Here is a 24,905-nt window from a genome sequence, read left to right on the forward strand (position 1 = left end):
TCCGAAGGGTCACCACGCGGAACGCTGTCCGGGCACGGGTCCGGTTCGTACTCTTGGTCGGACGCGGCGCGAACCGAACCGCCGCGGCCGACCCAGGAGGACCCAGGTGATCGAGCAGTCCGCGCAGTCCCAGCAGCCCGCGCCGGCGGCAGCCGAGCTGGCCGCCCGGAGCCTGGGCCTGGCCGGGGCGGTCAACGCCCGCGACCTGGGCGGCTACCGCACGGCGGACGGACGGGTGCTGCGCAGCGGGGTCGCGCTGCGCAGTGACGGGCTGCACCGGCTGCAGGAGGCGGACCTCGAGGTCTTCGCCGCGCTCGGGGTGCGGCACGTGGTGGACCTGCGCAGCCTGGACGAGGTGCGGGAGGCCGGTCCGGACCGGGTGCCCGGCCTGCCGGTGGCGGACGTCTCCGCGGTCGAACTCTCCGCCGAGCCGCTGAGCGTGACCGCCGACGGTCCGGGCGGCATCACCCTGCACCACCTGCCGGTCTTCGCCGCCGACTTCGACATCTATGTGGCGCTGCGCGACGCGCTGGCCGACCGGGACCCAATGGCCCAGCGGGCGCTGCTCGGTGGCGGCCGGATGGCCGCGACGATGACCGGCCTCTACCGCTGGTTCGTCACCGACCCGGTGGCCCGGGAGCGGTTCGCCGCAGTGCTGCGGCTGCTGGCCGCCCCGGACGCCCCGCCGGTGCTGTTCCACTGCACGGCGGGCAAGGACCGCACCGGTTGGGCGGCCGCGCTGGTGCTCACCGCGCTGGGCGTGGACCGGGCCACGGTGGTGGCGGACTACCTGCTGACCAATGTGCGCTCCGGTGCGATCGTCGACCAGATCATGGCCAGCTTCTACCATCGCGGGCTGATGGAGGACCCGTCCCTGCTGCTGCCGATGTTCCGGGCCGACCAGGCCTATCTGGCGGCCGCCTTCGAGGAGGTGGCCGCGGGCTGGTCCAGCTTCGAGGAGTTCTGGCGGGCCGGCCTCGGCCTGGACGATGCCGTGCTGGCCGGCCTGCGCAAGAACCTGCTGGGTGACGGCGGCTGAGTGGCCCCCACCGGAATGGACCCTACCCGGACGGAGCCTCACCCGGACGGAGCCTCACCCGGACGGACCCTTGTCCGGACGGGCCGTCAGCTCTCGCTGGTCAGCCCGTCGCGCAGCTGGGTGAGGGTCTTGGTGAGCAGCCGGGAGACGTGCATCTGGGAGATCCCGATCTCCTCGCCGATCTGGGACTGGGTCAGGTTGCCGAAGAAGCGCAGCATGATGATCCGCCGCTCCCGGGCCGGCAGCTTGGCCAGCAGCGGCTTCAACGACTCCCGGTACTCGACCCCCTCCAGGGCGAGGTCCTCGTAGCCCAGCCGGTCGGCCAGCGGTCCGTCGCCGTCCTCCTCGCCGGGGCCGGAGTCCAGGGAGCTGGCGGTGTAGGCGTTGCCGACGGCCAGGCCCTCGACCACCTCCTCCTCGCTGACCCCGAGGCTGGTGGCGAGCTCGGCGACGGTCGGCGAGCGGTCCAGCCGCTGGGCGAGCTCGTCACCCGCCTTGGTCAGCGCGAGCCGCAGCTCCTGCAGCCGCCGGGGCACCCGCACCGACCAACTGGTGTCCCGGAAGAAGCGCTTGATCTCGCCGACCACGGTGGGCATCGCGAAGGTGGGGAACTCCACCCCGCGCTCCGGGTCGAACCGGTCGATCGCCTTGATCAGGCCGATGGTGCCGACCTGGACGATGTCCTCCATCGGCTCGTTGCGGCTGCGGAACCGGGCTGCGGCGTATCTCACCAGCGGCAGGTTGAGCTCGATCAGGGTGTCGCGGACGTAGCCGTGCTCCGCGCTGCCCGGCGTCACCGTGGCAAGCCGCCGGAAGAGTGAACGGGAGAGGGTGCGGGTGTCCAGTGGCGGCTCCTGCGGCGGCGGCACCGGCGTCTGCTCAGGAGCGTGCTCAGGAGCGTGCTCGGCAACCGCCGTACCACCGTGGATCTTCGCGCTGTCCAACTCCGCGGACATGCACCCACCCCCTTGTGACAGGTCGGACCGGAGCCGCCGCTCGGCTCCGGATGCGCGCCGAGTGATCGGCGCCCCCCAACCGCTTGCTTACCGGAACAGCGCGGGCGGCAAACCCGAACGTCACCAGATGTCACCCGCCGGAAACACCACGCGACGCGACCTGAGACTCACTCTTCCCAGGAGTTTCCGGTCCTGAGCCTGGTCAAGATCCTGGAGAGCAGCCGGGACACGTGCATCTGCGACATGCCGAGCTCGCTGGAGATCTGCGACTGCGTCAGGTTGGCGAAGAACCGCAGCATCACGATCCGGCGTTCCCGCTCGGGCAGTTGCACCAGCAGGTGGCGCACCATGTCGCGGTGTTCGACGTCGGTGAGCGCCGAGTCCTCGTAGCCGAGCCGGTCCAGCAGGGCCAGGCCGCCCTCGTGCTCCTGGGCGGCCTCCAGCGAGGCGGCGTTGTAGGCCCGGCCGGCGTCCAGGCAGGCCCGTACGTCCTCCTCCGGGATCCGCAGGCAGGCGGCGATCTCCGGCACCTTTGGCGTGCGGCCCTGGGTGACCGTCAGCTCCTCCATGGCGCCGCTGACCTGGACCCAGAGCTCCTGGAGCCGCCGTGGCACGTGCATGGTCCGCACGTTGTCCCGGAAGTAACGTTTGATCTCCCCCAGGATGGTGGGCAGCGCATAGGTGGGGAACTGCACGCCGCGGCTCGGGTCGAAGCGGTCGATGGCGTTGATCAGGCCGATGGTGCCGACCTGGACCACGTCCTCCATCGGCTCGTTGCGGCTGCGGAACCGGGTGGCGGCATAGCGCACCAGGGGGATGTTGATCTCGATCAGCGCGGCTCGCACCTGCTCGCGCTCGGGGGCGTCGGCGGGCAGCTCGGCGAGCCGCTCGAAGAGCACCCTGGTCAGGGTGCGGACGTCGATCGGGCCGCCGGCCTCGATCGGGCCGCCGGCCTCGGTCGGGCCGCCGGCCTCGGTCGGGTCGTCCGCCGTGGCACCGCCGTCCCCGTCGGCCGCGCGCTCCAGGCCGGGGTCCGCGCCGGTGTCCGGCTGGCTCTCCTGGATCGGCACCGGAAGCGCCACCCCCTCTTCGTTCACCGCCTCGCCCTGCCCGGCCAAATCGGTCATAGCATCACAAGCCGGGCGTGCTCCGATCAAGCACCGGGCTCAGGCGTGTTGACGGACCGTCGGCTCGGATGCGGCGGTGAACGGGAGGCGGGCGGGTCAGACCTCGAAGTCGGCGACGACCAGGGTGGCGATCGCGCGCCACTGCTCGGCGACGGCCACGTGGGCCGGGTGGGTGGCGTAGACCTTGAGGGCGTCCTCGTCGGCGAACAGGCTGTTGAGCGCGAAGTCGTAGGCGACGTCGCGCGGGCTGAAGTTCCAGCCGCACTGCCACTCCAGCAGTTCGGGGATCTGCCGGTCGAGGCCCTCGAAGCCCTGGGCGGCCGCCTGGGCGCGCGGGTCGTCCTTGGTGACGCCTTCGTTGAGCTTGAACAGGACCAGGTGGCGGATCACGGGACGCTCCTTGCGGACATGCGGGGTAACGGACTGACGGACCTGGTCACGCTACTCGACGCCGCGGTGGCCGCCCGCCCCCGGCGGCTACTTGATCAGCCCGGTCATGAAGTCGCCGATCGACTTCGCGGCCTCGGAGACCCCCTCGAAACCCGACTGGACCAGCTCGGCCGCGCGGGCGGGGGAGTGAATGATCGTGTACCCCACGAAAATCAGCAGCAGATACATGCCGATCTTTCTCGCCTGTGCCATCGAACCGCCCACCTCCACCGTCAGTCACGGCCCCGCGCACCCGTGAACGCTGGCGTTCGCACGGCGACCCCTCAGCGCAGCTTATCCACCGATCGGCTCAACGGGGTGAGCAACGCGTTCACTCGCCAGGACTAACGTCCCCCGGGCCGGGGCCCTTGTGCGGATGCCCGGGAGCGGGGTGCGGGGCAGGATGGTTGACGTACCGAGGATCTGGCAGGAATCCCGGGTACGTGGGTCCGGAGGTCCCCGCTGTGGGACCGGGCGCCGTGCTTCCCCCCCATGCGGCGCCGGTTGGGGACCTCCGCACGGGGAGCCGCCCGACCCCCCGGGGCGGCTCCCCCCAATCACAGGGCTTCATCTCTGGGTGAAGCGCACCTCGGCCTCCGGGGCCAGCCCCAGTTCCTCGCCGGTGATCGGCTCCCCGGTGCTGATCAGGATGTTGTAGTGGTTCGGGAAGTGGCAGGCGTCGAAGCCGAGTACGGTGCCGACCGGCCGGCCGCCGATCCAGACCGTGTCGCCCCGGTCGATCACCCCGGCCCGGGAGATCTCGGTGAAACCCAGGAACCCCACCCGGTCCACCCGGGTGCCCGGAGTGCCGTCCGCGACGTCCGTGGTGACCAACTCGTGCAGTTCGCCGGCCCGGACGCAGCGGCTGGCGTACGGCTCCACCGTCATGCCGCGGTCCTCCCGGCGGTGGATCAGCACCTTCACCAGCTCGCCGGCCACCGGCCGCTTGGCGCCGTCCTCCTGGCGCTCCGCCAAAATCGGGCTGGGGGGCATCGAGCCGGCGGTCATCGGGCAGCCTCCTGGGGGACGCGGGTCGCGGGGTGGGTGGCGGCGGTGTCGGCCGTTCGATAGGCGGCGTGCACCAGGTCGAGGGCGTGCGCACCGCCGTCCCGGTGGGCCGAGGGGTCGTCGAGCGCGGCCCCGAAGGCGGTCAGGATGCCTCGGTACTCGTGCCAGAGCGACTCCTTGAAGCCCGGATGACCGGCCAGCAGATCGGCCTGGCGGACCGTGCCGTCGGCCATGACGAGCCGGACGTCCTTCAGCTCGCCCGGGTAGGACCAGTCCAGCTCGACCCGGGCCCGCGCCGGCTGCGGCCCGTCGGCGACCAGGTCGATCACCGCCGCCCGGTCCAGCCCGGCCGCGTCCCGCTCGATCTCGGCGCGGGTCACGGTCAGCTCCGCCTCGCCCAGGCAGCGGCGGACCAGGTCGAAGGCGTTCGGGCCGTTGTCCGCCACGCAGCCGCCGCCGCAGCGGGCCGGGTCCAGGTACCAGCGGTCCTGGCCGACGTGCTCCTCGATCCGCTCCAGGTAGCGCACCCGCACCTGGCGGATCGGCTGGTCGAGACCGGCCAGCAGTTCCAGCAGCGGAGTGCTGTAGCGGCGGTGGAAGGCGGTGAAGAGCGGCGTGCCGTGCTCGGCGGCCAGGGCGGCCAGCCGGGGCCCGTCGGCCGGGTCGATCGCCAGCGGCTTCTCCACGCAGACCGGCACCCCGGCGGTCAGCAGGTCGCGGCAGAGCGGGGCATGGGCGTCGTTCGGCACCGTGAGCACCGCGCCGGCCAGCTCCGGGTGGTCCGCGAGCAGGGCGTGGTGGTCGCGGTAGGCGGGCGTCCCGGCGGCCCGGTGCGGGGCGAGCGCGGCCTCGTCCAGGTCGCAGACGGCGGCCAGCTCGAAGGCCGGGTCGGCCTCGATCGCGGCCAGGTAGAACCGGGAGATGACGCCCAGTCCGATCACGGCCACCCGGCGTTCGGCCACCCGGCGTTCGGGCAGTCGGCGCGCGGTCATTCGGTGGCCGCCTGCCCGGTGGCGCCGATCGGCCGCGGCGGGGTCAGCGCGCAGTCCGCGGCCAGCTCGGTGAGCTCCTGGAACCGGGCCGGCGCCAGGTGCACCCCGCCGATCAGCTGACGCTCGGCCAGCTCGCCCTCCGGGTGGCCGGGGTAGCCGACCGGGTTGGCGGGGTCCACCGGCGGACAGTCCAGCAGGGTGCCGAACAGCTCGCCGGCCTGCCGGGCGAAGTCCTGGCCGTCCCGGAGGGTGCCCGGGGCGATCGACAGGGCCAGGTAGCCGATGTCGTCGTCGCGGCCGCTGGGGCGCCCGTCGCCGGTCAGCGCCGCCGGCTCCGGGCCGAGTCCCGCACCGGCCAGCAGGGCGCCCAGCACCTCCACCACCAGGCCCAGGCCGTAGCCCTTGTAGGCACCGGTCTGCGGGCTGCCGCCGAGCCAGAGCAGATGGGCCTCGCCGCGGTCGAAGGCGGCCGGGTCGGTGACCGGGTCACCCTGCTGGTCGGCCAGCCAGCCCGCCGGGATCTGCTGGCCGGCCCGGGCCGCGGCCCGGACCCGTCCGGTCGGCACCGCCGTGGTGCTCATGTCCAGCACGAACGGGTGCAGCCGCTCGCCGGCCGGGGCCGCGACACTCAGCGGATTGGTGCCGAGCAGTGCGGTGCGGCCACCCGGCGGCCGGGCGATCCGCTGCCGTCCGCAGTTGGCCGTGACCAGGCCGATCAGGCCGCGCCGCGCCGCCCGCAGGGTGTGGAAGCCGGCGCACCCCAGGTGGGTCGCGCCGCGCACCGAGACCAGGCCGACGCCGTGCCGCTCGGCCCGCTCGACGGCCAGGTCCATCGCCGCCGGCGCCGCCCACAGGCCGAGCGCCCGCCGGTCGTCCAGCAGCACCGCGGCGCCGAGGTCGGCCAGCACCTCGGGCTCGGCGCCCGGATCGGCCCGGCCCTCGTCGAGCAGCGGCAGGTAGAGCCGGGTCAGATTGACCAGGCCGTGCGAGGTCAGCCCGGTCAGATCGCCGTAGAGCAGCGCCTCGGCGGCGGTCCTGGCCCGGGCGGCGGGTAGGCCGCGGGTGGCGAACACCTCGGCGGTGAAGCGCAGCAGCTCCGGGTAGCGCACGGTCACCCCGGGCCGGGGGCCGGGTGGCGCGGTGCCCAGCCGGGCGCCGTCGCCCTCGGCGTGGTGGGTGACGAGCGTGGGTGTCAGCGACATGCGGTGCTGGCCTCCTGGGTCTCAATGAGCGGGGCTGGTGGTGTGGTGGGCGACGCGGGGCGGCGGGACGGGGCCGGCGCAGTCGGTGTCGAAGGCGGCCAGCAGGTCGCGCACCGACCGGGCGAAGGCGGCCAGCTCGGCGGTGTGCACGAACTCGCCGTCCGCGTGGGCGCGGTTCCCGGCCAGGGTGCCCGGGCCGAGCACCGCGGTGTGGGTGCCCGGGTGGCCGGCCAGCCAGATCGCGTCACAGGTGAAGCCGGGCTCGTCGGCCGGCCACTCGGCGATCCCGGCGCCGGCCAGCAGCTCGGTCAGCCAGGCGTCGCCGGCCGTCGGCGCCAGGGCGGGCAGGCCGCGCTTGAGCCACTCCAGCCGGGTGATCTCCGCGGCGTCCACGGCGGTGCGGGCCAGCAGCGGGTTGGCGGCGAACCGGTCGGCGAACGCCCGCAGCCCCTCGGCCAGCCCCTCGGTGACCGCCTGCTCCAGGCGGGCTGCGGTGGCCGGGTCGGGGTAGGCGAGGTTGAGCAGCAGTTCGCCCCCGCCGTAGACCCGGTTGTGCAGCCGTCCGGTGTGCAGGCCGGCGATGCACAGCCGCCCGTCGCCGGGGGTGATCGAGCCGGCCAGGTGCTGGGCCAGGAAGCCGAGCAGCACGGTGGCGTTGTGGCCGGCCCCCGGTCGGTCGTCCACCGCGTCCTGGCCGTGCGCGGTGATCCGGGCGGTCATCGCGGCGGTGCAGCGGGTCAGGGCCCGGTTGCCGGTGGGCTCGCAGAAGACGTTGAGCCGGCCGTAGTGCCCGGCGGCCACCAGCGGCCGGGTGCCGATGGTGCCCAGCGCCCCGCCCTCCTCGCCGGCAACCGCCTGCACCAGCACGGCGATCCGCTCGGCCAGTCCGGGCCGGGCGGCCAGCGCCGCCCGCACCCCGGCCAGCAGGGCGACGGCCGGCCCCTTGGCGTCCACCGCGCCGCGGCCGTGGAAGGTGCCGCCGGTCGGCCCGTCGACGAACCGCACCGGCTGCCCGCCGGCCACGGTGTCCAGGTGCACGTTGAACATCACGGTGCGCTCGCGCGGGGTGTCCGGCGCGCCGAGCCGCAGCAGCAGCGAGGGTTGGTCGGCGAGGAAGGCCGGGTCGGCGGCCGCGGCGCGCACCGGCAGTGGCACGTCCGGGAGTTCGGCCCAGGCCCGGCCCGGCGCCTCGTGCCGCAGCACCGTGAAGCCGCATTCGGCGGCGGCCGCAGTGGCGTAGCCGCGCTGGGCGTCCCAGAGCCGCGGGGTGCCGGCCGGATCCTCCAGCGGCCCGGCGGTGGGCAGGGTCAGCAGTTCCAGCAGCAGCCGGCGGTCGGTCGGGGTCAGCACGGCGGTGTCCACTCCAGTCCGGCGGCGGTGCCCCGCCAACTGCCGCCCGCCGCGGCTGCCGCGGTCTCGGCCAGTTCGCGCAGCGCCTGCCCGCAGCGGGCGAAGGCGGCGCGGCAGGCGGCGGGTTCGTCCCGGTGGCCCTCGTGCGGGCGGACCGCGACATGGGGTTCGATCGACCAGTGGCCCCGGTAGCCGGCGGTCAGCAGCAGCCGCAGGCAGTCGGCTACCTCGGCGTCGCCCTCGCCCGGCGTCCGGTAGGCCACCGCGTCGCCGGACAGCCGCACCGCGTCCTTCACCTGGACGTGGCGCACATACGGTGCCAGCGGGCGCAGCAGCTCCAGCGGGCGGTAGCCGTGGGCCGCGCCGTTGCCGGTGTCGAAGAGCAGCCCGAAGGCGTCGCTCCCGGCCGCGTCCAGCAGGCGCAGTGCCCGGTCGGCGTCCCGGCCGGCCCAGCCCGAGCAGTTCTCGTGCAGCAGCACCACGCCGTGCCGCTCGGCGCTGCGGGTCAGCACCCGGACCCGGCGCAGTACCTCGCGCTCCCAATCGGCGCGCGAGAGACCGTCATTGGGGTAGGACATGATCCGCAGAAAGCGGGTGCCGAGCGCCGCGCAGCGGTCCGCCAGCAGCGCCAGTTCGTTCAACTCCTGGTCGAGGTCGCAGGAGACCGGGCGGGCCCAGCCGCCGATCCGGGAGGCGACCACCGGTACGCGCAGGCCGGCTTCGGCGATCCGGGCGGCGGCCCGGGCGAACGCGGGGCCGCTCAGCAGGTCCAGTGGCTGGCCGTCCACGGAGCGCAACTCGATGGCCTGCCAGCCGAGTTCGCGGGCGGCGGCAAGCTGGCCGGTGAGGTCGGCGGCGGCCTCGTCGGTGATCCCGCAGTAGTCGATCCTCCCCCAGCCTACGGCCGGGGGGGCGCCCACGATCGGGCTCGCCGGCGGGGAGTTGCCGGTGGTCTGCTCGGGCGACAGCTCAGTGGACACAGGACAGCTCCCGTTCGGTCGACTCGGGTGGTCGGATGACCAGGTCCGCACCGCTGAGCCGCTTGGCGTCGCTCAGCAGGCGGACCGCCCTGACCTGCGGGTCGAACTCGCCTTGCGGTGGCAGCGGACCGGCCAGGAACCGGGCGTAGGCGCGGCGCAGATAGCTGCTCAGCGCATCGTCGGGAAAGATCTCACGGCTGTTCAGACCCCGTCCGGTGAGCCGGAGTTGGGCGTACTCGTCGTCGGCGCTGCCGGGGTAGTGGCCGATCGCGGTCCCGTTGGCGAAGCGCAGTGCGATCCGGCGTTCGCGCACCGGTGACATCAGGTCCGAGACGATCTCGGTGCGCACGCCGCCGTGGTGGGCCAGCACCAGCCGGGCGCTGCCGAGTGCGGGGCGCAGCTGGTCGCCCACCCGCAGGTCCCGCCAGTCGGCCCGCAGCACCTCCGCGTCGCCGGCCAACTGCAGTGCCACGCCGAGCGCGTGCGGGATCTCGATGTCGAAGGCGGTCGGGTGGCCGTCGGTGGTCAGCGAGCGGCGGAACCGCGGCTTGTGCTGGCGCACCGAGATCCGGCGCAGCTCGCCGAGCTCACCGCCGCCCACCAGTGCGGTCAGGCGCTCGGTGAGCGTGCTGGCCAGCCACGGAGCCACCACCGCGACCTCCAGGTCGAGGCGGTGCACCAGGTCGGCCAGGGTGTCCAGGTCTGTCGGGTAGGCCGCGAGCGGCTTTTCGACGATCAGTCGGCGAAAGCCCAACTCGGCGAGTTCGGCGACGAGTTCGGCGCGGCGCTGGGGCGGCGTGCAGATGTGCACCACGGTTCGGGCCGGGTCGAGCACCTTGCGGGCAGCGGCCGGTGAGGGCAGCAGACGCAGGTCGGGGGAGTCGGGTAACGCGGCCGGGCTCGGGTCGACGGCGAGCAATGGCGCATCGGCGAACAGCCGTGCGGTTTCGTGTCGCAGTCGCAGCAGCACCGGCAGGTGCAGCCCGGCACCCGCTCGGCCGAGGCCGATGATGAGGGTGCGGAACATCGCGCGGTGCCACCTCCTGGGCGGTTCGGGGCCCATGGGTTCAGGCCGGATCGGAACGGCGACAGGGTGCCGATCAATCTGACGGCAAGTCAACTCACTCTGGGCGCTTACCTTCACTAAAGAGTGGTTTATGAGTAATCAGCACTCTTTTGACGGTATGCCGCTGGACAGTCGACGTAGCCTCGGTCCCCGATCCGAGCCTTCGCCGCCGCCAGGCCGGGGGAGGCTTCGTCCTGAGAGGGGAAGCGTTGCAGTCATCCACGGCAAACCCCGGCGCGCTGCCCAGGCAGCCGGCCGGGCGCCGACCGGTGCCGTTCTTCACCCAGGCCCGCACCTTCGAGGAGCTCTGGCCGCTGATCGAGCGGCGCGCCGTGGAGGTGCTGGACGACGGCAAGTTCTCACACGGCCACCAGGTCGCCCAACTGGAGCGGGCGTTGGCCGAATACACCGGCGCCCGCCACGTGGTCGGAGTCAACAGCGGCACCGATGCGCTGGTCCTGCTGCTGCGGGCGGCCGGGCTGCGGCCCGGCGACGAGGTGGTGGTGCCCGCGTTCAGCTTCGTCGCCTCGGCGAGTTCGGTGGTGCTGGCCGGCGGCCGGCCGGTCTTCGCCGACATCGACCCGCAGACCTACGCGCTGGATCCGGCGGCGCTGGAGGCGGCCGTCACCGAGCGGACCAGGTTCGTGATGCCGGTCCACCTGTTCCACCGGCTCGCCGATCTGCCCGCGCTCTGCGCGGCGGCCGGCCGGCACGGCCTGACCGTGGTGGAGGACAGCGCCGAGGCGATCGGGATGCGCCTGGGCGGGCGCCACGCCGGCCTGTTCGGCGCCGGCGGGGTGCTGTCCTTCTTCCCGACCAAGACGCTGGGCGCGATCGGCGACGCCGGCGCGGTGCTCACCGACGACGACGGGATCGCCGCCACCGCGGCCGCGCTGCGCCACCACGGCCGCTTCGGGCGCACCATCGGCGACTTCTCGACGATCAACACCGGCTCCACACTGCCCGGTTGCAACAGCAAGATGGACGACCTGCAAGCAGCCGTGCTGCTGGCCAAGCTGACCAGGCTGGACGCCGACATCGCCCGCCGGGCCGAGCTGGCAGCCGCCTACGACGAGCGGCTGGCCGGCGTGCCGGGGGTGCTGCGCCGGCCGCCGGTCGGCGGCATCGAGGGCCAGGTCTTCTACGTCTACCTGATCGAGACCGCGCGCCGCGACGAGCTGGCCGCCCACCTGGCACTGCACGGGGTCGAGACCGAGATCTACTACCCGTTGCCGCTGCCGCTGCAGCCCTGCTTTGCCGAACTCGGCCACCGGGCAGGCGAGTTCCCGGTCGCCGAGGCCGCCTGCACCCGCACCCTGGCGCTGCCGCTCTACCCGGAGCTGGAGCTCGACCAGGTCGACACCGTCTGCGAACTGATCCGCACCTTCCCCTGGAAGCCGATGAACACCGCCCACCGGGAGAACGAGTGAACACCGCCCAACTGACCGAGATCCCGTTCTTCCCGCCGGACCTCTTCGAGGGCGACCGGGCCGAACTGCTGCGCCTGCTCCGCCAGATCGGCACCGGCCCGAGCCAGCGGTTCATCCTGGGTGAGCAGACCGCGCTGCTGGAGCGGGAGTTGGCCGACCAGCTGGGTGCGGCCGACGTGGTCGCCTGCTCCAGCGGCACCACCGCACTGACCATGGTGCTGGCCGCGCTGGAGGTCGGGCCGGGCGACGAGGTGGTGGTGCCGGCCTTCGGCTGCGCCCCGCTGGCCGCCAGTGTGGTGCAGGTGGGGGCCCGGCCGGTCTTCGCCGACATCGACCCGTGGACCATGGTGGCCGACCCGGCCGCGATGGAACAGCGGATCACGGAGCGGACCAAGGCGCTGATGCCGGCGCACCTGTTCTCGGTGATGGCCGACATGCCGGCCTTCCAGGTGCTGGCCGAGCGCCACGGGCTGCGGCTGGTGGAGGACTCCGCGGTGGCCCAGGGCGGGGTGCTGGCGGGGCGGCCGGCCGGGCTGTGGGGCGAGGCGGGGGTCTACTCCTTCGTCCAGGTGAAGACCTTCGGCATGCCCGGGGAGGGCGGCGTGGTGGTCACCCGGGATGCGGAGATCGGCCGCACGGTGCGGATGCTGCGCAACCACGGGCAGGACGGCAGGATCCGGTTCCGGCACCACCGGATCGGCTGGAACAGCCGGTTCGACGAGCTGCAGGCCGCCTTCCAGCGGCACCGGCTGCCCGGGCTGCCGGCCCGGCTGGAACGGCGGGCCCGGATCGCGGCGTACTACACCGAGCGCTTCACGCCGCTGGCCGGGCGCGGGGTGCAACCGCCGCCGCCCGGCACCGAGGGGCGCTGCTACTACGTGTACACGGTGCTGGCCGAACGGCGCGAGGCACTGGCCGCCCACCTGCGGGCGCACGGCATCGCCTCGCACGCCTACTACCCGCAGATCCTGCCCCGGCAGGAGGCCTTCGCGCCGTACGTCCGAGCGGGGGACAGCTGGCCCGCCGCCGACCGGGTCGCCGAGCGAGCACTGTCGATTCCCGTCTACCCCCATTTGACGGATCGCCAGGTGGGGCAGATTGCCGACGTTGTGTGCGGGTTCGCCGCTATGTGAACAAAGTTGATGGATAGTCATCATTTTCTCGGCCCTGACGGGTGATGCTCACGCGGAGCCCGTCGGGGCCGCCTTATGGGTGAAGAACGTTCACCGTCCGAGTGAAGTCCGGGATCGGTCATTCGGGACTTTTTTGCGCCGGATCCCGGTCAAGAGCCCAAGTGCTGCAAGGGCTGGCGGTGTTCCGGGTCCACCGACCCGCCGATGACACGGAGAGTGACGAGAGTTGGCCGGGCTGTGATCAACTGGCGCCGAGCTCGGGCACTCGGCCCGACATGTCCTAGGAGGACCCATGCAAATCACGGCCAAGCGCTCCGTCGCCATCGCGGTCGCCGGTCTGGTCGTGGGCACGGTCGCTGCCCTGAGCGTTCCGGCCCTCGCGGACAACGCGCCCGCGGCCCAGAACGCTGCCAGGATTCCGGCGATGACCCTGGACTTCTCCGGCACCAACGGCGAGGCCGACAGCCCGCAGCTGGTCGGGACCACCTTCGGTGGCCGCGCCGTCGTCAAGGACACCAGCGGCAACAAGGTCGGTGAGGCGTTCGACGTCTGCGCCAAGGACGCGATCAACACCAAGTCCGACGTGGTGTTCTGCACCGGCACCATCAACACCAAGGAGGGCAAGATCTCCTTCAGCACCACGCTGCCCATCAGCGACGACGCGGCCAACCCGGAGCGCGCCGCCGACACCGGCGTGGTCAACGGCGGCACCGGCAGCTACGAGGGTGTCACCGGCCAGGTCACCTTCACGCCGCGGGCCCAGGGCGTGTTCGACGCCACCTTCAGCTGAGCCCAGCACAGTTCCACCGGGGAGCCGTCGATCCGTCGACGGCTCCCCGTCTGCTGCCACCCCGCCGTTCGTGACCGGAGCATCCCCGATGACCGCCTATGCCATGGCCGAGGCCACCGACCTCGCCGGCACCCAACTGCGCGCCCTGCGCGAGGCCTACGACCCGTACACCACCGAGCGGTTGGCGGGCACCGGAGTCGGGCCCGGGTGGCGCTGCCTGGAGATCGGCGCCGGCGACGGGAGCATCGCCCGCTGGCTGGCCCACCGGGTGCTGCCGGGCGGTGAGGTGCTCGCCACCGACCTGGACACCAGGCGGCTGGCATCCGGCGCCGGCCTGCGGGTGCTACGCCATGACATCGGCCAGGACCCGCTGCCCACCGGCGAGTTCGACCTGGTGCACGCCCGGCTGGTGCTCCAGCACGTGCCCAACAGGCGGGAGGTGCTGGCCCGGCTGCGGGCGGCGCTGCGCCCCGGCGGCTGGATCCAGATCGACGAGTTCGACACCTCCTACGCCCCGGCGCTGCTCACCCCCGACGGCGCCGCGGGTCGGCTCTACGAGTCCTATCTCGCCGCCAAGGAGCGGCTGTTCGGCGCTGCCGGCGCCCGGGTGACCTGGGGCCGCGAGTGCGCCGCCGAGCTGCGCGACGCCGGATTCGAGCACCTCGACCCGCAGCCCCGGATCTTCCTCTGGCGGGCCGGACACCCCGGCCTGGAGCTCCAGCTCTGCCTGCTGGAGATGCTGCGCGACCGGCTGCTGGCCAACGGCCTGACTGAGCGCCAACTCGGCGCGTTGGCAGACCTGATGAGCGATCCGCAGTTCGCCGTCTGTTCGCCGGTCGTCTACTCGGTGCAGGCCCGCCGAGCCTGACCGACCCATTCGACACCCCACCTCACGAAGAGGATTCCCCACCGTGCTGGACACCTTCGCGCCAGTCGGGCGGTACCGGCCCACGGCCGCGTCCTGGCGGGCCTACGTCCGCCTCGCCAAGCTGGACGTCTACGACTACTACCTGGCGACCCCGCTGCTGCTGGCCATGCTGCTGCCCGCCCACCCGCTGACCGGCCGCGGCTGGGCGGTGATCGGGCTCTTCCTGGTCGGCGGGATCGCCATGTTCGCCGGGCTGTGCTCCCTCGACGACGTGACCGGCTACCGGGACGGCAGTGACGCCGCCAACTACGGCCCCGACGCGCCCGCCCGCCGACTGGCCCGCAAGCCGCTGATCGCCGGCACGCTGACCGAGCGGCGGGCCGTGCGGTTCGCCTGGTGGGCGATCGCCGCGCAGTTCGGCTGCTGGGGGCTGGCGTTGGCGATCGCGCCGCACCGGCCCTGGTGGGCCGTCGCGGGCACGCTCGGCTGCCTGTTCGCCGGCTTCCAGTACTCCTGGTGGCTGCGGCTGAGCTACCGGGGCTGGCAGGAGTTCCTCCTCGCCTACTACGGCTGGGTCTTCGTGCTCGCCCCCTACGGGCTGATCACCGGCCGGGCCGACGGCTTCGCGGCCGTGCTGGGGCTGGTCTTCGGGCTCGGCCCGCTGCTGTTCGGCGTCTACTCCAACGTCAATGACATCGCGGGCGACCGGGCGGTGGGCCGACGCACTGTGGCGGTGCTCGCCTCGCCGGCCGGCAACGCGGCCTTCATCGCGGCGCTCTCCCTGCTGGAGGCCGCGCTGCTCCTGGCTCCCGCCCAACTCGGCTACACACCACGCTGGTTCGCTGCTTTCATGGCCCCGGTGATCGCGCTTCGGGCCGGGCAGTTCACGCTCGGCCTGGTAGCCGGCTCCCAGGAGATCCTGCGGGCCCGCCGACTCGGCATCCACACCCACCGGGTCTGCACTGCCCTGCTGGTGGCCGCCTGCCTGCTCAACGGGGGTGCGGCATGAGGCTGTTGCGCCCGCGGCCGCTCGACTTCGGCCCGCTCCTGGAGACCCTGGCCGATCGCGGCTCGCCCACCACCGTCCGGCTGAGCCGCCCGCTGGACCTCGCCCCGGACGCCGGCTGCGTCTGGACCATCCCGCAACTCGCCGAGCTGGTCCGGGAGATGTCCGCCGTGCTGGCCGCCGCCAAGGTGCGCCCCGGTGATCGCGTGGCGATCCACAAGCGCAACCACTGGGACTACGCGCTGCTGGCCGCCGCCGCCGCGCGGATCGGCGCGGTGCCCGCACTGATCTCCGCGGTGCTGCCGCCGGAGGCGCTGGCGGCCCTGCTCGCCCGGCTGCGGCCCGCGTTGCTGCTCTCCGACCGGGCCACCCTGGCGGGCGCGGCCGACCGGCCCGCCGTGCCGACGGTCTGCCTGGACGGGGCGATGCCCGGCGCCACCGATCTGGCCGACCTTCTCGGCAGCGCCGTCCCTGCCGTCCACCGGCGGGCGGACGACGAGCCGCTGGTGATCATGCACACCTCCGGCACCACCGGGGTGCCGAAGCTGGTGGTGCACTCCACCCGCAGCCTGGTCCGCCGGATCACCGGGTTCGAGGCGCGCCCCTGGCCGGTCACCGCGGTGCGCCCGTCGGACACCACGGCGAGCGCGGTCTCCTTCGCACACGGCCGGGCGGTCTCCTGGACCATCTCCACGCTCTGGGCACGACCGGAGAACGCCCTGGCGCTGGCCGACGACGGACCGGCCGCCGTCCAACTGCTGCGCGAGCACCCGCCCACCATCGTGGAGGCGGCGCCCGCCGTCTACCAGCACTGGCAGCCGCTGGCTGCCGAGCCGGACGGCCCGTTCGCCGGGGTGCGCCTGTTCATCAGCACCTTCGACGCGGTGCACCCGCCCACCGTGCGCGCCTTCCTCGACGCCAGCGACCGCCGGTTCCCGGTCTGGATGCAGGCCTGGGGGCAGAGCGAGACCGGGCCGCTGAGCTTCCGCTTCTTCGTCCGCCGCTCGCTGGCCCGGCGCGACGAGCGCCACCCCACCACCCGCGACCTGGGCCGGCCGGTGCCCGGCTGGGTAGGGCTGCGGGTGGTCGACCCCACCACCGGACGGCGGCTGCCGCGCGGCCAGGTGGGCCTGCTGCAAGCCCGGGTACCCGGACTCTGCCAGGGCTATGTGGGTGAACCCGAGCGCTGGGCCGCCAAACGCGACGGGCGCTGGTTCAGCACCGGCGACATCGGGACGCGGACCAGGACCGGCGGCGTGCGGGTGCTGGACCGCGAGGTGGACATGATGCCGGGGGCCAGCTGCGTCGAGTTGGAGGACGTGCTGCACGAGCGGCTGCCGGAGGTCGAGGAGGCCGTGGTGCTGGGCGCCGGGCCCGGGCAGCCGGCGCTGCCGCTGCTGGTCACCCGGGACGGCCTGCTCGACCCGGGCCGCTGGCGGCACGCGGTGCGCGACCTGCCGCCGCTGGCCGAGCCGCTGCTGCTCGGCTGGGAGGCGCTGCCCCGCACCGGCACCGGCAAGGTGCGCCGCAACGTACTGCGCGACCGCTATCTGGCGGACACGGCGCGGTACGGCAGCGGGCAGTGGACTTGATGCGACGTCATTCCTTGTCTCTGTCGCTCATTCCCTCGTGAGGCCCCGCCGAACCCGCCGACCGTGCCGGCCCCGCCGGCCCCGCCGGCGTCCGGCTGCCGCGTCGCCGCAACGGGTGCCGGTCTGACCGGTCACGCGGTGCGGGCGAGCAGCTCCGCCACGGACGCGGCCGACCAGTGGCCGGCCGCGCCCGGGCGGCTCGCCAGGTAGGCGGCGATCCGTTCGGTGTCCCAGCCGTGCGCCTCGGCCAGCCCGGCGGCCAGCTGCCGCAGATACGCCTCGGCCGGCGCGTTCAGCGGCGCCTCGGCCGGCGACCAGGAGGCGGTGAAGGTCAGCATCGGCTCGCCGTCGACCTCGCCGACCAGCAACAGGGTCTCGTACCGCCCCGGGCCCAGCTCGTCCCGCCCGGTCGCCAGCACGGTGGCCAGATCGAGGTCGGCCCCCGGCGCGCGGTACATCTCCTGCGCCACGATGTCGGAGAACTGGCCCACCGTCACCCGGTACGCCCGGGCCGGCACCACCCCCGCCCCCGCCTCGTAGAACCCCATCCCACCGCCCCACTGCCCCGACACCCCCGCGAAGTACAGCCGCCCCGGCAGCTCCACCCCGCGCGCCGCCCCGGGCATCCCCCGCTCCCGGCACCCCGGATACGTCCGCACCCCGCCCGCCGCCTGCCCGCCCTGCACATAGCAGCGCAGCCGCTCGACGGCCATGTTCGACCCGTACGCCGCGTACCAGATCCACTGTGGCATGCCGCTCATCACCCAGGTTCCCCACTCGGCCAGGCAACGACGAAGGCGCCCACCGGGAATCGATGGGCGCCTTCGGATGGCGGTAGCGGTGGGATTCGAACCCACGGTGGAGTTGCCCCCACACACGCTTTCGAGGCGTGCTCCTTTGGCCGCTCGGACACGCTACCGAGAGGAGACTCTACCGGACTGGGTGGCCCGCGACGAAATCCGTTCTCGGCCGGTGATCAGCGGTGGGTGTCGAACCAGGCGCGCAGCTGGGCGGCGCAGGTGTCGGCGAGGACGCCGGGAACGACCTCGGGGCGGTGGTTGAGGCGCGGGTCGCGCAGGGCGTCGAAGAGGGAGCCGGCGGCGCCGGTCTTGGGTTCGAGCGCGCCGTAGACGACACGGTCCAGGCGGGCCAGCACGATGGCGCCCGCGCACATGGTGCAGGGCTCCAGGGTGACCACCAGGGTGCAGCCGCCCAGGCGCCACTCTCCGAGCGCGGTGGCGGCCTGCCGGATGGCGACGATCTCGGCGTGCCCGGTCGGGTCCCCGACCGCCTCGCGCACGTTGTGCCCGCGGCCGATGACGGTGCCGTCGGGGCCCAGCACCAGCGCGCCGACCGGCACGTCGCCGGTCGCCGGGGCCAGCGCGGCCTCGGCGATGGCCTGCCGCATCGACGGCTCCCAGCGGTCCCGCACCGGGTCGGGGCGGACCGGGGCCGGGAGCGGGGCCAGGGCGAGGTCGAGGTGGGGCTGCATCCCCCCAGTGTGGCGGACGCAGCCCCGGGGCCTCAGCGCACGGCCTCCAGCACCTCGCCGCAGCCCAGTGCCTCGGCGAGCTCGGCGAGGGCGTCGCCGGGTTCGGCGCCCTCGCCGCTGAGCTCCAGCAGGTCCGCGGCCGGCACGCCGAACTCGGTGAGCAGCTCGGAGTCGCCGAGCGGGCCGACCGGCACGCCGCCGGGGCCGGTCAGCGGGCGGTCCTCGTCGTCCTCGTCGTCGGCGGAGAGCTCGGCGTCGCCGTCCTCCAGGTCGGTGACCAGATTGTCCAGGTCGTCGAACTCGCTGTCCCCGGCGCGGCCGACCAGCTCCTCGGTGAGGACCACGTCCCCGTAGGAGCTGCGGGCGGCCGCGGCGGCGTCAGAGACGAAGATGCGCGGGTCGTCCTCGCCGTCCACCCGGACGACGGCGAACCATGTGTCCTCCTGCTCGATGAACAGCAGGACCGTGTCGTCGTCCTGCGCCGACTCGCGTGCCAGATCGGCAAGGTCGGCCAGGGTCTCGACGTTGTCCAACTCGGTCTCGCTCACATCCCACCCGTCCTCGGTGCGAGCAAGCACTGCAGCGAAGTACGCCACCAGGGACTCTCCCAAATGGTCTCGGCCGTAGGCGGACTCGGGCGAACGCGGTCTGGCCGCCCCCGCACCAGAGGCGGTCCGCTGTTCGGACCGTCCCATCGGCATCGTGACAGATAGCCAGGCCTCGCGGGGAGTGTTCGGCAGCGCGTCTTCGCAGGTCGTGTCGGATTGGACCCGCGAATACGCGTCAGATGGCTCGGATTCGCCGCTCCGCGGCCGGTGATCGCCCCCGGATCATGTGCGAACCGGCTGGTGGTCGTGTCAGATCCGGAAGGTACGCATGCGGAGTGCTTCACGCATTCGGCGCTCCTTGGTCTTGCGCGGCTGCACCCGGGCCCGCAGTTCTCGGGCCTCGGCGAGTTCGCGCAGGAAGACGGCGCGGCGCCGGCGGCGCTCGGCCTCGGGCTCGGGTGTGTTGCCGGCTGGCTCGTCGGGGTCGGCGGAGGAGTTCTCCGGGTTCCTCTCCATACTGTGCGACTTTCCCAGAAGTCCCGATTCGACACCATCGGGCGGGACGACGCCTTCAGGGGGATCGGTCATGATCACGGCAAAGTCCGGCCACGTATGGTCGTGACCGGTCCCGGAACGCGGTTAAGGTCCCTCTATGCGGATCCACGTCGTCGACCACCCCCTGGTGGCCCACAAGCTCTCCACGCTGCGCGATGAGCGCACCGACTCCCCGACCTTCCGTCGCCTCACCGACGAATTGGTGACGCTGCTGGCCTACGAGGCCACCCGGGACGTGCGGACCGACGAGGTCGAGATCACCACCCCGGTCGCGGTGACCACCGGCACCCGGCTCAGCTACCCGCGGCCGCTGGTGGTGCCGATCCTGCGGGCCGGCCTGGGCATGCTGGACGGCATGACCCGGCTGCTGCCCACCGCTGAGGTCGGCTTCCTGGGCATGGTCCGCAACGAGGAGACCCTGGAGGCGTCCACCTACGCCACCCGGATGCCCGACGACCTGTCGGGCCGTCAGGTCTACGTGCTGGACCCGATGCTGGCCACCGGCGGCACCCTGGTGGCGGCGATCCGGCTGCTGATCGACCGCGGCGCCACCGATGTGACGGCCGTGGTGCTGCTGGCCGCGCCGGAGGGCGTCGCCGTGATGGAGAAGGAGCTGGCCGGGCAGCCGGTCACCGTGGTCACCGCCGCGATCGACCAGCGGCTGAACGAGCACGGCTACATCGTCCCGGGCCTGGGCGACGCGGGCGACCGGCTCTACGGCACGGCCGGCTGAGCGGGCGCTCGGCGAGCGGGCCGCTCAGCAGTTGCCCGGCTGCGGGGAGGGGCTCGGCGACGGCTTGATGGCGGCGGCCAGCGCGGTGGCTGCCGCGTTCTGGTCGAGCAGTTGGGAGAAGCCGGCGCCGATCACGAAGTCCACGCTGCCGTCGCTGCGGCCGTCGTTCATCGTGGCGGACCCGGCGACCTGGGCGCCGAGCAGCGCCGCGGCGGCGGCCCCGGACTGACCGCCGACCACCTCGGCGGCGCCGGGCACCTTGTTCTGCAGCGGGCCCGGCGCGTTGCCGACCTTGCCCACGGTGAAGCCGCGCTTCTTCAGCTCGTCGGCGGTGCGCGCCGCCAGCCCGTTCTTGTCGCTGGCGTTGAGCACGTTGACCGTGACGGTCTGCGGTGACGGCACCGCGGTCACGGCCGGCAGCGGGGTGCCGAGCGCACCGGGGGAGGCGGATCCACCGGGGGAGGCGGAACCGGAGGGTGACGGCGAAGTGGAGGGCGCGCCCGTGACCGGGGCGGCCAGCGGCTTGCCCAAGGGGTGGGCGCAGGCCTGGGCGAGGCCGTGCTTGGCCTTGCCGGTGAAGATGTTCACCAGCTGGACTCCACCGAGGGCGATCAGCGCGAGTGCGAGCAGGGAGCCCACCAGCATCAGCACCCTGCGCCCGCGCCGGGGCGGTGGGCCGAGCCGCGGATAGCTGGTGCCAGTGATCCGGAACTGCTTCCCCTTCATGCCATGGGGAGTCAACATGCTCACAGTCTGTCTCCCCTTGGTGGAAGGGCAGCCTTGCCGATGGGTGACGGGCGCGTCGCGGGCGATCGGCCGCAGCGCGGGGCGGTGGGTCCGCAGCACTGGGCGACCGTGGTCAGCAGCCTAGTCCGGTTCCCTGGATGAAGGTAATAAATGATCATCCTTTGGCCGCACCCGAGCACTCGAAAGGGTGTACTGACGATCATTCGGCGGGCTGGCCCGAGCGGAATCCCGGGCTCGTGAAAGTGACAACGCGCGTGGGTGCGCCAACGTTGCGGGGGTGATGCGTCGGCCCCCCGTCAGTCGAGCTCCAGGACTCGGGCGTGCAGCACCTGGCGCTGCTGCAGCGCGGCCCGCACCGCGCGGTGCAGCCCGTCCTCCAGGTACAGGTCGCCGTGCCACTTGACGACATGGGCGAACAGGTCGCCGTAGAACGTGGAGTCCTCGGCCAGCAGGGTTTCCAGGTCCAACTGGCCCTTGGTGGTCACCAACTGGTCGAGTCGCACCGGGCGAGGGGCGACGTCCGCCCACTGGCGGGTGCTGGTCCGGCCGTGATCCGGGTACGGCCGCCCGTTGCCGATGCGCTTGAAGATCACACGGAAAGCCTACCCGTACCGGCGCGGCTGGTGCAGCAAACGCGCGGCCCGGGCAGTGGTCTCGGCCACGTGGGTCCCGGAGGTTCACTCCAGTCGCAGAAAATGTTTCGGAAATCCAGGCCTCAACTCCTCAGGGCGGCACCGATCCGGTCCAGCGAGGAGAGCCGCATCAGTCCGTAGTCGTAGCACTCGACCTCGGGCGCGCCGAGCTCGCGCAGCACCGCGACCTTGGCGGCCAGGTCGGCCGGCCCGTCGCAGTCCACGCCCACCGGGCGCAGGACCACCGCGAGCAAGGTGTCCGCACCCTCGTCGAGCAGGTCGGTGGCGAAGGCGAGGACGGACGACCGCACGGCGCGACTCCGGAATGCGATCGGGCGGGACGGTCCACGCTGGCCGTCGCCCCGGAGTTGGTCTAGACCTGGCAGGCGCAGACGGGCTCACACGTCCGGGTGACCGTGGCCTGTCGCATCAGCGAGTGCCGGATCGGCGGCTTGACGATGAGCAGATGAGAGACCGTCAGTTCTTCGCCGCGACCCGGGCTCCGCTAGCCGTGGCCGCCGCTCTGCTGGTCGCCGGAGCGGCCCCGCCGGCCGTCGCGCACCGAGCCGCCAGCCCTCGAACCACCGTCAGCGACCCCGCCCAGTACGTCAATCCGTTCGTCGGGACCAAGCCGGGCGGCATCGACTACGGCAACGGCGGCGGCGCCGGCAACACCTTCCCCGGTGCCACCGCCCCGCTCGGCATGATGCAGTGGAGCCCCGACACCGTGACCTACCAGCACGGCGGCTACTTCTACGACGACCAGCGGATCCGCGGCTTCAGCCTGACGCACATCTCCGGCGCGGGCTGCGGCGACTACGGGAACATCCCGTTCATGCCGTTCCTGGGCGACACGCCGGTGGCGCACGAGACCTTCTCGCACGCCCACGAGAGCGCCGCACCCGGCAGCTACGCCGTCACCTTCGACAACGGCCTGCGCACCGAGCTGACCACCACCCAGCGCTCCGGCATGGCGCGGTTCAGCTACCCGGCCGGCCAGACCGCCTCGCTGCTGGTGGACGCCGGGCGGGCCTTCAACAAGGCCTCCGGCTCGGTGACGGTCGGCACCGACACCATCTCCGGCTACACCGACGGCGGCGGCTTCTGCGGTGCGGGCAACCACTACCGGATCTACTTCACGGCCCACTTCGACCAGCCGTTCGCCAAGGCCGGCACGGTGCGCGACGGCGCGCTGGACGCCTCCCAGCACACCGCCACCGGGCAGAGCGAGGGGATCGCCCCGCAGCCGCCCAGGTCCGCCCAGGCCCAGCGGCTCCGGCAGCCCACCGAGCTGGTGCACCCGGACGCGCCGGCCACCGGCTCGGACGCCCAGGCCATGGTCACCTTCGCACCGGGCAGCACCGTCACCGCCCGGGTCGGCATCTCCTTCACCAGCGCCGCGGGCGCCGAGGCCAACCTGGACCACGAGCAGGCGGGCGCCGGCTTCGACAAGCTGCGCGACGGCGTCCGGTCCAACTGGAACGACATGCTCGCCCGGATCGCGGTCGGCGGCGGCACCACGCAGCAGAAGCGCACCTTCTACACCGCGCTCTACCACTCGCTGCTGTCCCCCTGCGCGCTCAGCGACGTGGACGGCCAGTACCCGGGCATGGATGGGAAGGTTCATCAGAACCCGGACGGCAAAGTCCAGTACGCCGACTTCTCGGGCTGGGACATCTACCGCTCGCAGATCCAGCTGCTGGCGCTGCTGGCCCCCAAGGAGGCCTCCGACGTCGCCCAGTCGGTGCTCAACCAAGGCGCCCAGGCCGGCTACTTCGACCGCTGGACGCTCGCCAATGGCGGCACCGGTGTGATGGTCGGCGATCCGCTGCCGATGATCGCCGCCGAGATCCACGCGTTCGGCGGTACCGACTTCGACGCCGCCGACCTGCTGAGCCGGGCCCTGGACGGGCGCGGCAACGACAAGGAGCGCCCGGGCCACGCGGTCTACGACAGCGCGGGCTTCCTGCCCGTCAACACCCCGGGAGAGTGGGGCCCGGCCGCCGGCACCCTGGAGTACGCCACCGCCGACTTCGCGCTCAGCCAGCTCGCCGAACGGCTCGGCGACCGCGAGGACCACGACGCGCTGCTGCACGCCTCGGCCAACTGGCGCAACACCTTCAACGCCGACAGCAAGTACATCCAGCCGCGCACCGCGGACCACACCTGGCCGAACTTCAACCCGACCAGCGGCGACAACTTCGCGGAGGGCAACGGCGCCCAGTACACCTGGAACGTCCCGTACAACCAGCGCGGGCTGTTCGACGCGATGGGCGGCAATGCCTCCGTGACCAACCGGCTGGACTCCTTCTTCCAGCAGCTCGACGCCGGTCCCGGCGCGCCCTACGCCTACCTGGGCAACGAGCCCAGCCTCTTCGCCCCCTGGGCCTACGACTACGCGGGCCGTCCGGACCGGACCGACGACGTGGTGCGCAGTGCGGTCACCACGCTGTTCGGCGACACTCCCGGCGGCGAGGTCGGCAACGACGACCTCGGCGAGATGGGCTCTTGGGCGGTCTGGGGCATGATCGGCCTCTTCCCGATGGTCCCGGGCCGCGCCGAACTGGTGCTGGGCAGCCCGCTCTTCCAGGGCATCACCATCAGCCGGGGCAACGGCGCCATCATCGACATCAAGGCCCGGAACGCCTCGGCCGACACCCGCTACGTGCACGGCCTGCGGGTCGACGGCCAGGCCAGCACCCGTCCGTGGGTGAGCGCCGACCTGGTCGGCCAGGGCGGCACCCTGGACTTCGACCTGGCCACCACCCCCGACCCGAGCTGGGGCCATGACCCGAAGGACGCCCCGCCGTCCTTCGACGTCGGCCCGGCCCGGTTGGCCAGCGGGCCGATCACCGGCCTGGGCGCCAAGTGCCTGGACGTCGACCAGGGCGCCGGCCCCACCGTCCAGCTGTGGGGCTGCAACGGGACCAATGCCCAGCGCTGGACGCTGGCCGGGGACGGCACCGTTCGGGCGGTCGGCAAGTGCCTCGACGTCGACGGCTCCGGCACGGCCGCCGGCACCGTCGTCCAGGCCTGGCCCTGCAACGGCACCGGCGCCCAGCAGTGGTGGCCGCGCCCCGACGGCTCCCTGTTCAACCCGCCGTCCGGGCGCTGCCTGGACGACCCGCAGAGCCGCACCGACGACGGCACCCGGGTGCAGTTGTGGGACTGCAACGGCACCGGCGCCCAGCACTGGGTGATGCTGAACCACTGACGGCAACCGCCGGGTC

General features: G+C 73.0%; 26 protein-coding genes and 1 tRNA gene. 9 read left to right on the top strand and 18 right to left on the bottom strand.

Annotated features, from left to right (window positions below; all coding sequences use genetic code 11):
- Window positions 1-106 precede the first annotated feature (106 nt).
- Window positions 107-1,039 carry a tyrosine-protein phosphatase gene (locus P3T35_RS00610; protein ID WP_180356482.1) on the top strand — a complete coding sequence of 311 codons (933 nt, stop codon included), beginning with the start codon at window positions 107-109 and terminating at the stop codon, window positions 1,037-1,039.
- Window positions 1,040-1,125: 86 nt separating this feature from the next.
- Here P3T35_RS00610 and P3T35_RS00615 read toward each other — a convergent pair whose 3' ends face one another.
- From P3T35_RS00615 to P3T35_RS00660, 10 genes are all read right to left on the bottom strand, one after another.
- A complete protein-coding gene (locus P3T35_RS00615) occupies window positions 1,126-1,995 on the bottom strand; it encodes an RNA polymerase sigma factor SigF (RefSeq protein ID WP_280703945.1) in 870 nt (289 codons plus the stop codon).
- Between the two features lie 167 nt (window positions 1,996-2,162).
- Entirely contained in the window at window positions 2,163-3,122 is a 960-nt protein-coding gene (locus P3T35_RS00620) for an RNA polymerase sigma factor SigF (protein ID WP_280703946.1), read from the bottom strand.
- 96 nt (window positions 3,123-3,218) lie between these two features.
- The gene (locus P3T35_RS00625; protein ID WP_101380866.1) at window positions 3,219-3,512 is read right to left on the bottom strand and encodes a Dabb family protein; all 294 of its coding nucleotides are present in this window, start codon (window positions 3,510-3,512) and stop codon (window positions 3,219-3,221) included.
- A gap of 87 nt (window positions 3,513-3,599) precedes the next feature.
- Entirely contained in the window at window positions 3,600-3,764 is a 165-nt protein-coding gene (locus P3T35_RS00630) for a hypothetical protein (protein ID WP_180356483.1), read from the bottom strand.
- A gap of 354 nt (window positions 3,765-4,118) precedes the next feature.
- Complete coding sequence (locus P3T35_RS00635) at window positions 4,119-4,559, bottom strand: hypothetical protein (protein ID WP_280703947.1); 441 nt, start codon at window positions 4,557-4,559, stop codon at window positions 4,119-4,121.
- Window positions 4,556-5,551, bottom strand: a complete 996-nt coding sequence (locus tag P3T35_RS00640; RefSeq protein ID WP_101380867.1) for a Gfo/Idh/MocA family oxidoreductase — start codon at window positions 5,549-5,551, stop codon at window positions 4,556-4,558. Before P3T35_RS00640 ends, P3T35_RS00635 begins: the two co-directional genes overlap by 4 nt.
- Window positions 5,548-6,753, bottom strand: a complete 1,206-nt coding sequence (locus P3T35_RS00645) for an Ldh family oxidoreductase (RefSeq protein WP_101380868.1) — start codon at window positions 6,751-6,753, stop codon at window positions 5,548-5,550. Before P3T35_RS00645 ends, P3T35_RS00640 begins: the two co-directional genes overlap by 4 nt.
- Window positions 6,754-6,774: 21 nt before the next feature.
- Window positions 6,775-8,103 (bottom strand): M20/M25/M40 family metallo-hydrolase, encoded by a 1,329-nt coding sequence (locus P3T35_RS00650; protein ID WP_280703948.1) that lies wholly within the window; start codon window positions 8,101-8,103, stop codon window positions 6,775-6,777.
- Complete coding sequence (locus tag P3T35_RS00655) at window positions 8,097-9,083, bottom strand: sugar phosphate isomerase/epimerase family protein (RefSeq protein ID WP_218976687.1); 987 nt, start codon at window positions 9,081-9,083, stop codon at window positions 8,097-8,099. The genes P3T35_RS00650 and P3T35_RS00655 overlap by 7 nt, the downstream gene beginning before the upstream one ends.
- Window positions 9,073-10,110: a Gfo/Idh/MocA family oxidoreductase gene (locus P3T35_RS00660; RefSeq protein ID WP_101380870.1), complete on the bottom strand. Its 1,038-nt coding sequence runs from the start codon at window positions 10,108-10,110 to the stop codon at window positions 9,073-9,075. The genes P3T35_RS00655 and P3T35_RS00660 overlap by 11 nt, the downstream gene beginning before the upstream one ends.
- Window positions 10,111-10,358: 248 nt before the next feature.
- Here P3T35_RS00660 and P3T35_RS00665 point away from each other — a divergent pair, with 248 nt between their 5' ends.
- The 6 genes from P3T35_RS00665 to P3T35_RS00690 all read left to right on the top strand — a co-directional run bounded on the left by P3T35_RS00665 (window position 10,359) and on the right by P3T35_RS00690 (window position 16,968).
- A complete protein-coding gene (locus P3T35_RS00665; protein ID WP_280703949.1) occupies window positions 10,359-11,579 on the top strand; it encodes a DegT/DnrJ/EryC1/StrS family aminotransferase in 1,221 nt (406 codons plus the stop codon).
- A complete protein-coding gene (locus P3T35_RS00670) occupies window positions 11,576-12,712 on the top strand; it encodes a DegT/DnrJ/EryC1/StrS family aminotransferase (RefSeq protein ID WP_280703950.1) in 1,137 nt (378 codons plus the stop codon). The genes P3T35_RS00665 and P3T35_RS00670 overlap by 4 nt, the downstream gene beginning before the upstream one ends.
- Before the next feature lie 292 nt (window positions 12,713-13,004).
- Window positions 13,005-13,502 (top strand): hypothetical protein, encoded by a 498-nt coding sequence (locus P3T35_RS00675; RefSeq protein ID WP_101380872.1) that lies wholly within the window; start codon window positions 13,005-13,007, stop codon window positions 13,500-13,502.
- 70 nt (window positions 13,503-13,572) lie between these two features.
- Complete coding sequence (locus tag P3T35_RS00680) at window positions 13,573-14,370, top strand: class I SAM-dependent methyltransferase (protein WP_218976688.1); 798 nt, start codon at window positions 13,573-13,575, stop codon at window positions 14,368-14,370.
- Between the two features lie 43 nt (window positions 14,371-14,413).
- Window positions 14,414-15,379 carry a UbiA family prenyltransferase gene (locus tag P3T35_RS00685; protein WP_101380874.1) on the top strand — a complete coding sequence of 322 codons (966 nt, stop codon included), beginning with the start codon at window positions 14,414-14,416 and terminating at the stop codon, window positions 15,377-15,379.
- Window positions 15,376-16,968, top strand: a complete 1,593-nt coding sequence (locus P3T35_RS00690) for a class I adenylate-forming enzyme family protein (protein ID WP_180356484.1) — start codon at window positions 15,376-15,378, stop codon at window positions 16,966-16,968. Before P3T35_RS00685 ends, P3T35_RS00690 begins: the two co-directional genes overlap by 4 nt.
- A gap of 131 nt (window positions 16,969-17,099) precedes the next feature.
- Here P3T35_RS00690 and P3T35_RS00695 read toward each other — a convergent pair whose 3' ends face one another.
- The 5 genes from P3T35_RS00695 to P3T35_RS00715 form a co-directional block, all read right to left on the bottom strand.
- Window positions 17,100-17,729 carry a histone deacetylase gene (locus tag P3T35_RS00695; protein WP_280703951.1) on the bottom strand — a complete coding sequence of 210 codons (630 nt, stop codon included), beginning with the start codon at window positions 17,727-17,729 and terminating at the stop codon, window positions 17,100-17,102.
- Between the two features lie 68 nt (window positions 17,730-17,797).
- A tRNA-Ser gene (locus P3T35_RS00700) sits at window positions 17,798-17,887 on the bottom strand.
- 57 nt (window positions 17,888-17,944) lie between these two features.
- Entirely contained in the window at window positions 17,945-18,460 is a 516-nt protein-coding gene (gene tadA / locus P3T35_RS00705) for a tRNA adenosine(34) deaminase TadA (RefSeq protein WP_101380876.1), read from the bottom strand.
- Between the two features lie 32 nt (window positions 18,461-18,492).
- Window positions 18,493-19,056, bottom strand: a complete 564-nt coding sequence (locus tag P3T35_RS00710) for a hypothetical protein (RefSeq protein ID WP_280703952.1) — start codon at window positions 19,054-19,056, stop codon at window positions 18,493-18,495.
- 261 nt (window positions 19,057-19,317) lie between these two features.
- Window positions 19,318-19,524, bottom strand: a complete 207-nt coding sequence (locus P3T35_RS00715) for a hypothetical protein (RefSeq protein WP_101380878.1) — start codon at window positions 19,522-19,524, stop codon at window positions 19,318-19,320.
- Between the two features lie 136 nt (window positions 19,525-19,660).
- Between P3T35_RS00715 and upp the strand changes: the two genes are divergently transcribed.
- Window positions 19,661-20,296, top strand: coding sequence for a uracil phosphoribosyltransferase (gene upp, locus P3T35_RS00720; protein WP_101380879.1), 636 nt, complete (start codon window positions 19,661-19,663; stop codon window positions 20,294-20,296).
- 24 nt (window positions 20,297-20,320) lie between these two features.
- Here upp and P3T35_RS00725 read toward each other — a convergent pair whose 3' ends face one another.
- The 3 genes from P3T35_RS00725 to P3T35_RS00735 form a co-directional block, all read right to left on the bottom strand.
- Window positions 20,321-21,040, bottom strand: coding sequence for a LytR C-terminal domain-containing protein (locus P3T35_RS00725; protein ID WP_143676832.1), 720 nt, complete (start codon window positions 21,038-21,040; stop codon window positions 20,321-20,323).
- Between the two features lie 299 nt (window positions 21,041-21,339).
- Window positions 21,340-21,636, bottom strand: a complete 297-nt coding sequence (locus P3T35_RS00730; RefSeq protein ID WP_101380881.1) for a type II toxin-antitoxin system VapB family antitoxin — start codon at window positions 21,634-21,636, stop codon at window positions 21,340-21,342.
- Between the two features lie 122 nt (window positions 21,637-21,758).
- Entirely contained in the window at window positions 21,759-21,986 is a 228-nt protein-coding gene (locus P3T35_RS00735; RefSeq protein ID WP_101380882.1) for a hypothetical protein, read from the bottom strand.
- A gap of 155 nt (window positions 21,987-22,141) precedes the next feature.
- Between P3T35_RS00735 and P3T35_RS00740 the strand changes: the two genes are divergently transcribed.
- Window positions 22,142-24,889: a GH92 family glycosyl hydrolase gene (locus tag P3T35_RS00740; RefSeq protein ID WP_101380883.1), complete on the top strand. Its 2,748-nt coding sequence runs from the start codon at window positions 22,142-22,144 to the stop codon at window positions 24,887-24,889.
- The last annotated feature ends 16 nt before the right edge of the window (window positions 24,890-24,905 follow it).

Origin of the sequence: Kitasatospora sp. GP30 (assembly GCF_029892145.1) — a bacterium.
Classification (GTDB): domain Bacteria; phylum Actinomycetota; class Actinomycetes; order Streptomycetales; family Streptomycetaceae; genus Kitasatospora; species Kitasatospora acidiphila.

What these genes read in the sequence shown, in the direction of transcription:
- P3T35_RS00675 (WP_101380872.1), top strand. Translation starts at nt 13,005, where the DNA reads ATGCAAATCACGGCCAAGCGCTCCGTCGCCATCGCGGTCGCCGGTCTG.
- P3T35_RS00615 (WP_280703945.1), bottom strand. Translation starts at nt 1,995, where the DNA reads ATGTCCGCGGAGTTGGACAGCGCGAAGATCCACGGTGGTACGGCGGTT.
- P3T35_RS00690 (WP_180356484.1), top strand. Translation starts at nt 15,376, where the DNA reads ATGAGGCTGTTGCGCCCGCGGCCGCTCGACTTCGGCCCGCTCCTGGAG.
- upp (WP_101380879.1), top strand. Translation starts at nt 19,661, where the DNA reads ATGCGGATCCACGTCGTCGACCACCCCCTGGTGGCCCACAAGCTCTCC.
- tadA (WP_101380876.1), bottom strand. Translation starts at nt 18,460, where the DNA reads ATGCAGCCCCACCTCGACCTCGCCCTGGCCCCGCTCCCGGCCCCGGTC.
- P3T35_RS00635 (WP_280703947.1), bottom strand. Translation starts at nt 4,559, where the DNA reads ATGACCGCCGGCTCGATGCCCCCCAGCCCGATTTTGGCGGAGCGCCAG.
- P3T35_RS00640 (WP_101380867.1), bottom strand. Translation starts at nt 5,551, where the DNA reads ATGACCGCGCGCCGACTGCCCGAACGCCGGGTGGCCGAACGCCGGGTG.
- P3T35_RS00660 (WP_101380870.1), bottom strand. Translation starts at nt 10,110, where the DNA reads ATGTTCCGCACCCTCATCATCGGCCTCGGCCGAGCGGGTGCCGGGCTG.
- P3T35_RS00695 (WP_280703951.1), bottom strand. Translation starts at nt 17,729, where the DNA reads ATGAGCGGCATGCCACAGTGGATCTGGTACGCGGCGTACGGGTCGAAC.
- P3T35_RS00630 (WP_180356483.1), bottom strand. Translation starts at nt 3,764, where the DNA reads ATGGCACAGGCGAGAAAGATCGGCATGTATCTGCTGCTGATTTTCGTG.
- P3T35_RS00620 (WP_280703946.1), bottom strand. Translation starts at nt 3,122, where the DNA reads ATGACCGATTTGGCCGGGCAGGGCGAGGCGGTGAACGAAGAGGGGGTG.
- P3T35_RS00725 (WP_143676832.1), bottom strand. Translation starts at nt 21,040, where the DNA reads ATGTTGACTCCCCATGGCATGAAGGGGAAGCAGTTCCGGATCACTGGC.
- P3T35_RS00645 (WP_101380868.1), bottom strand. Translation starts at nt 6,753, where the DNA reads ATGTCGCTGACACCCACGCTCGTCACCCACCACGCCGAGGGCGACGGC.
- P3T35_RS00740 (WP_101380883.1), top strand. Translation starts at nt 22,142, where the DNA reads ATGAGAGACCGTCAGTTCTTCGCCGCGACCCGGGCTCCGCTAGCCGTG.
- P3T35_RS00715 (WP_101380878.1), bottom strand. Translation starts at nt 19,524, where the DNA reads ATGGAGAGGAACCCGGAGAACTCCTCCGCCGACCCCGACGAGCCAGCC.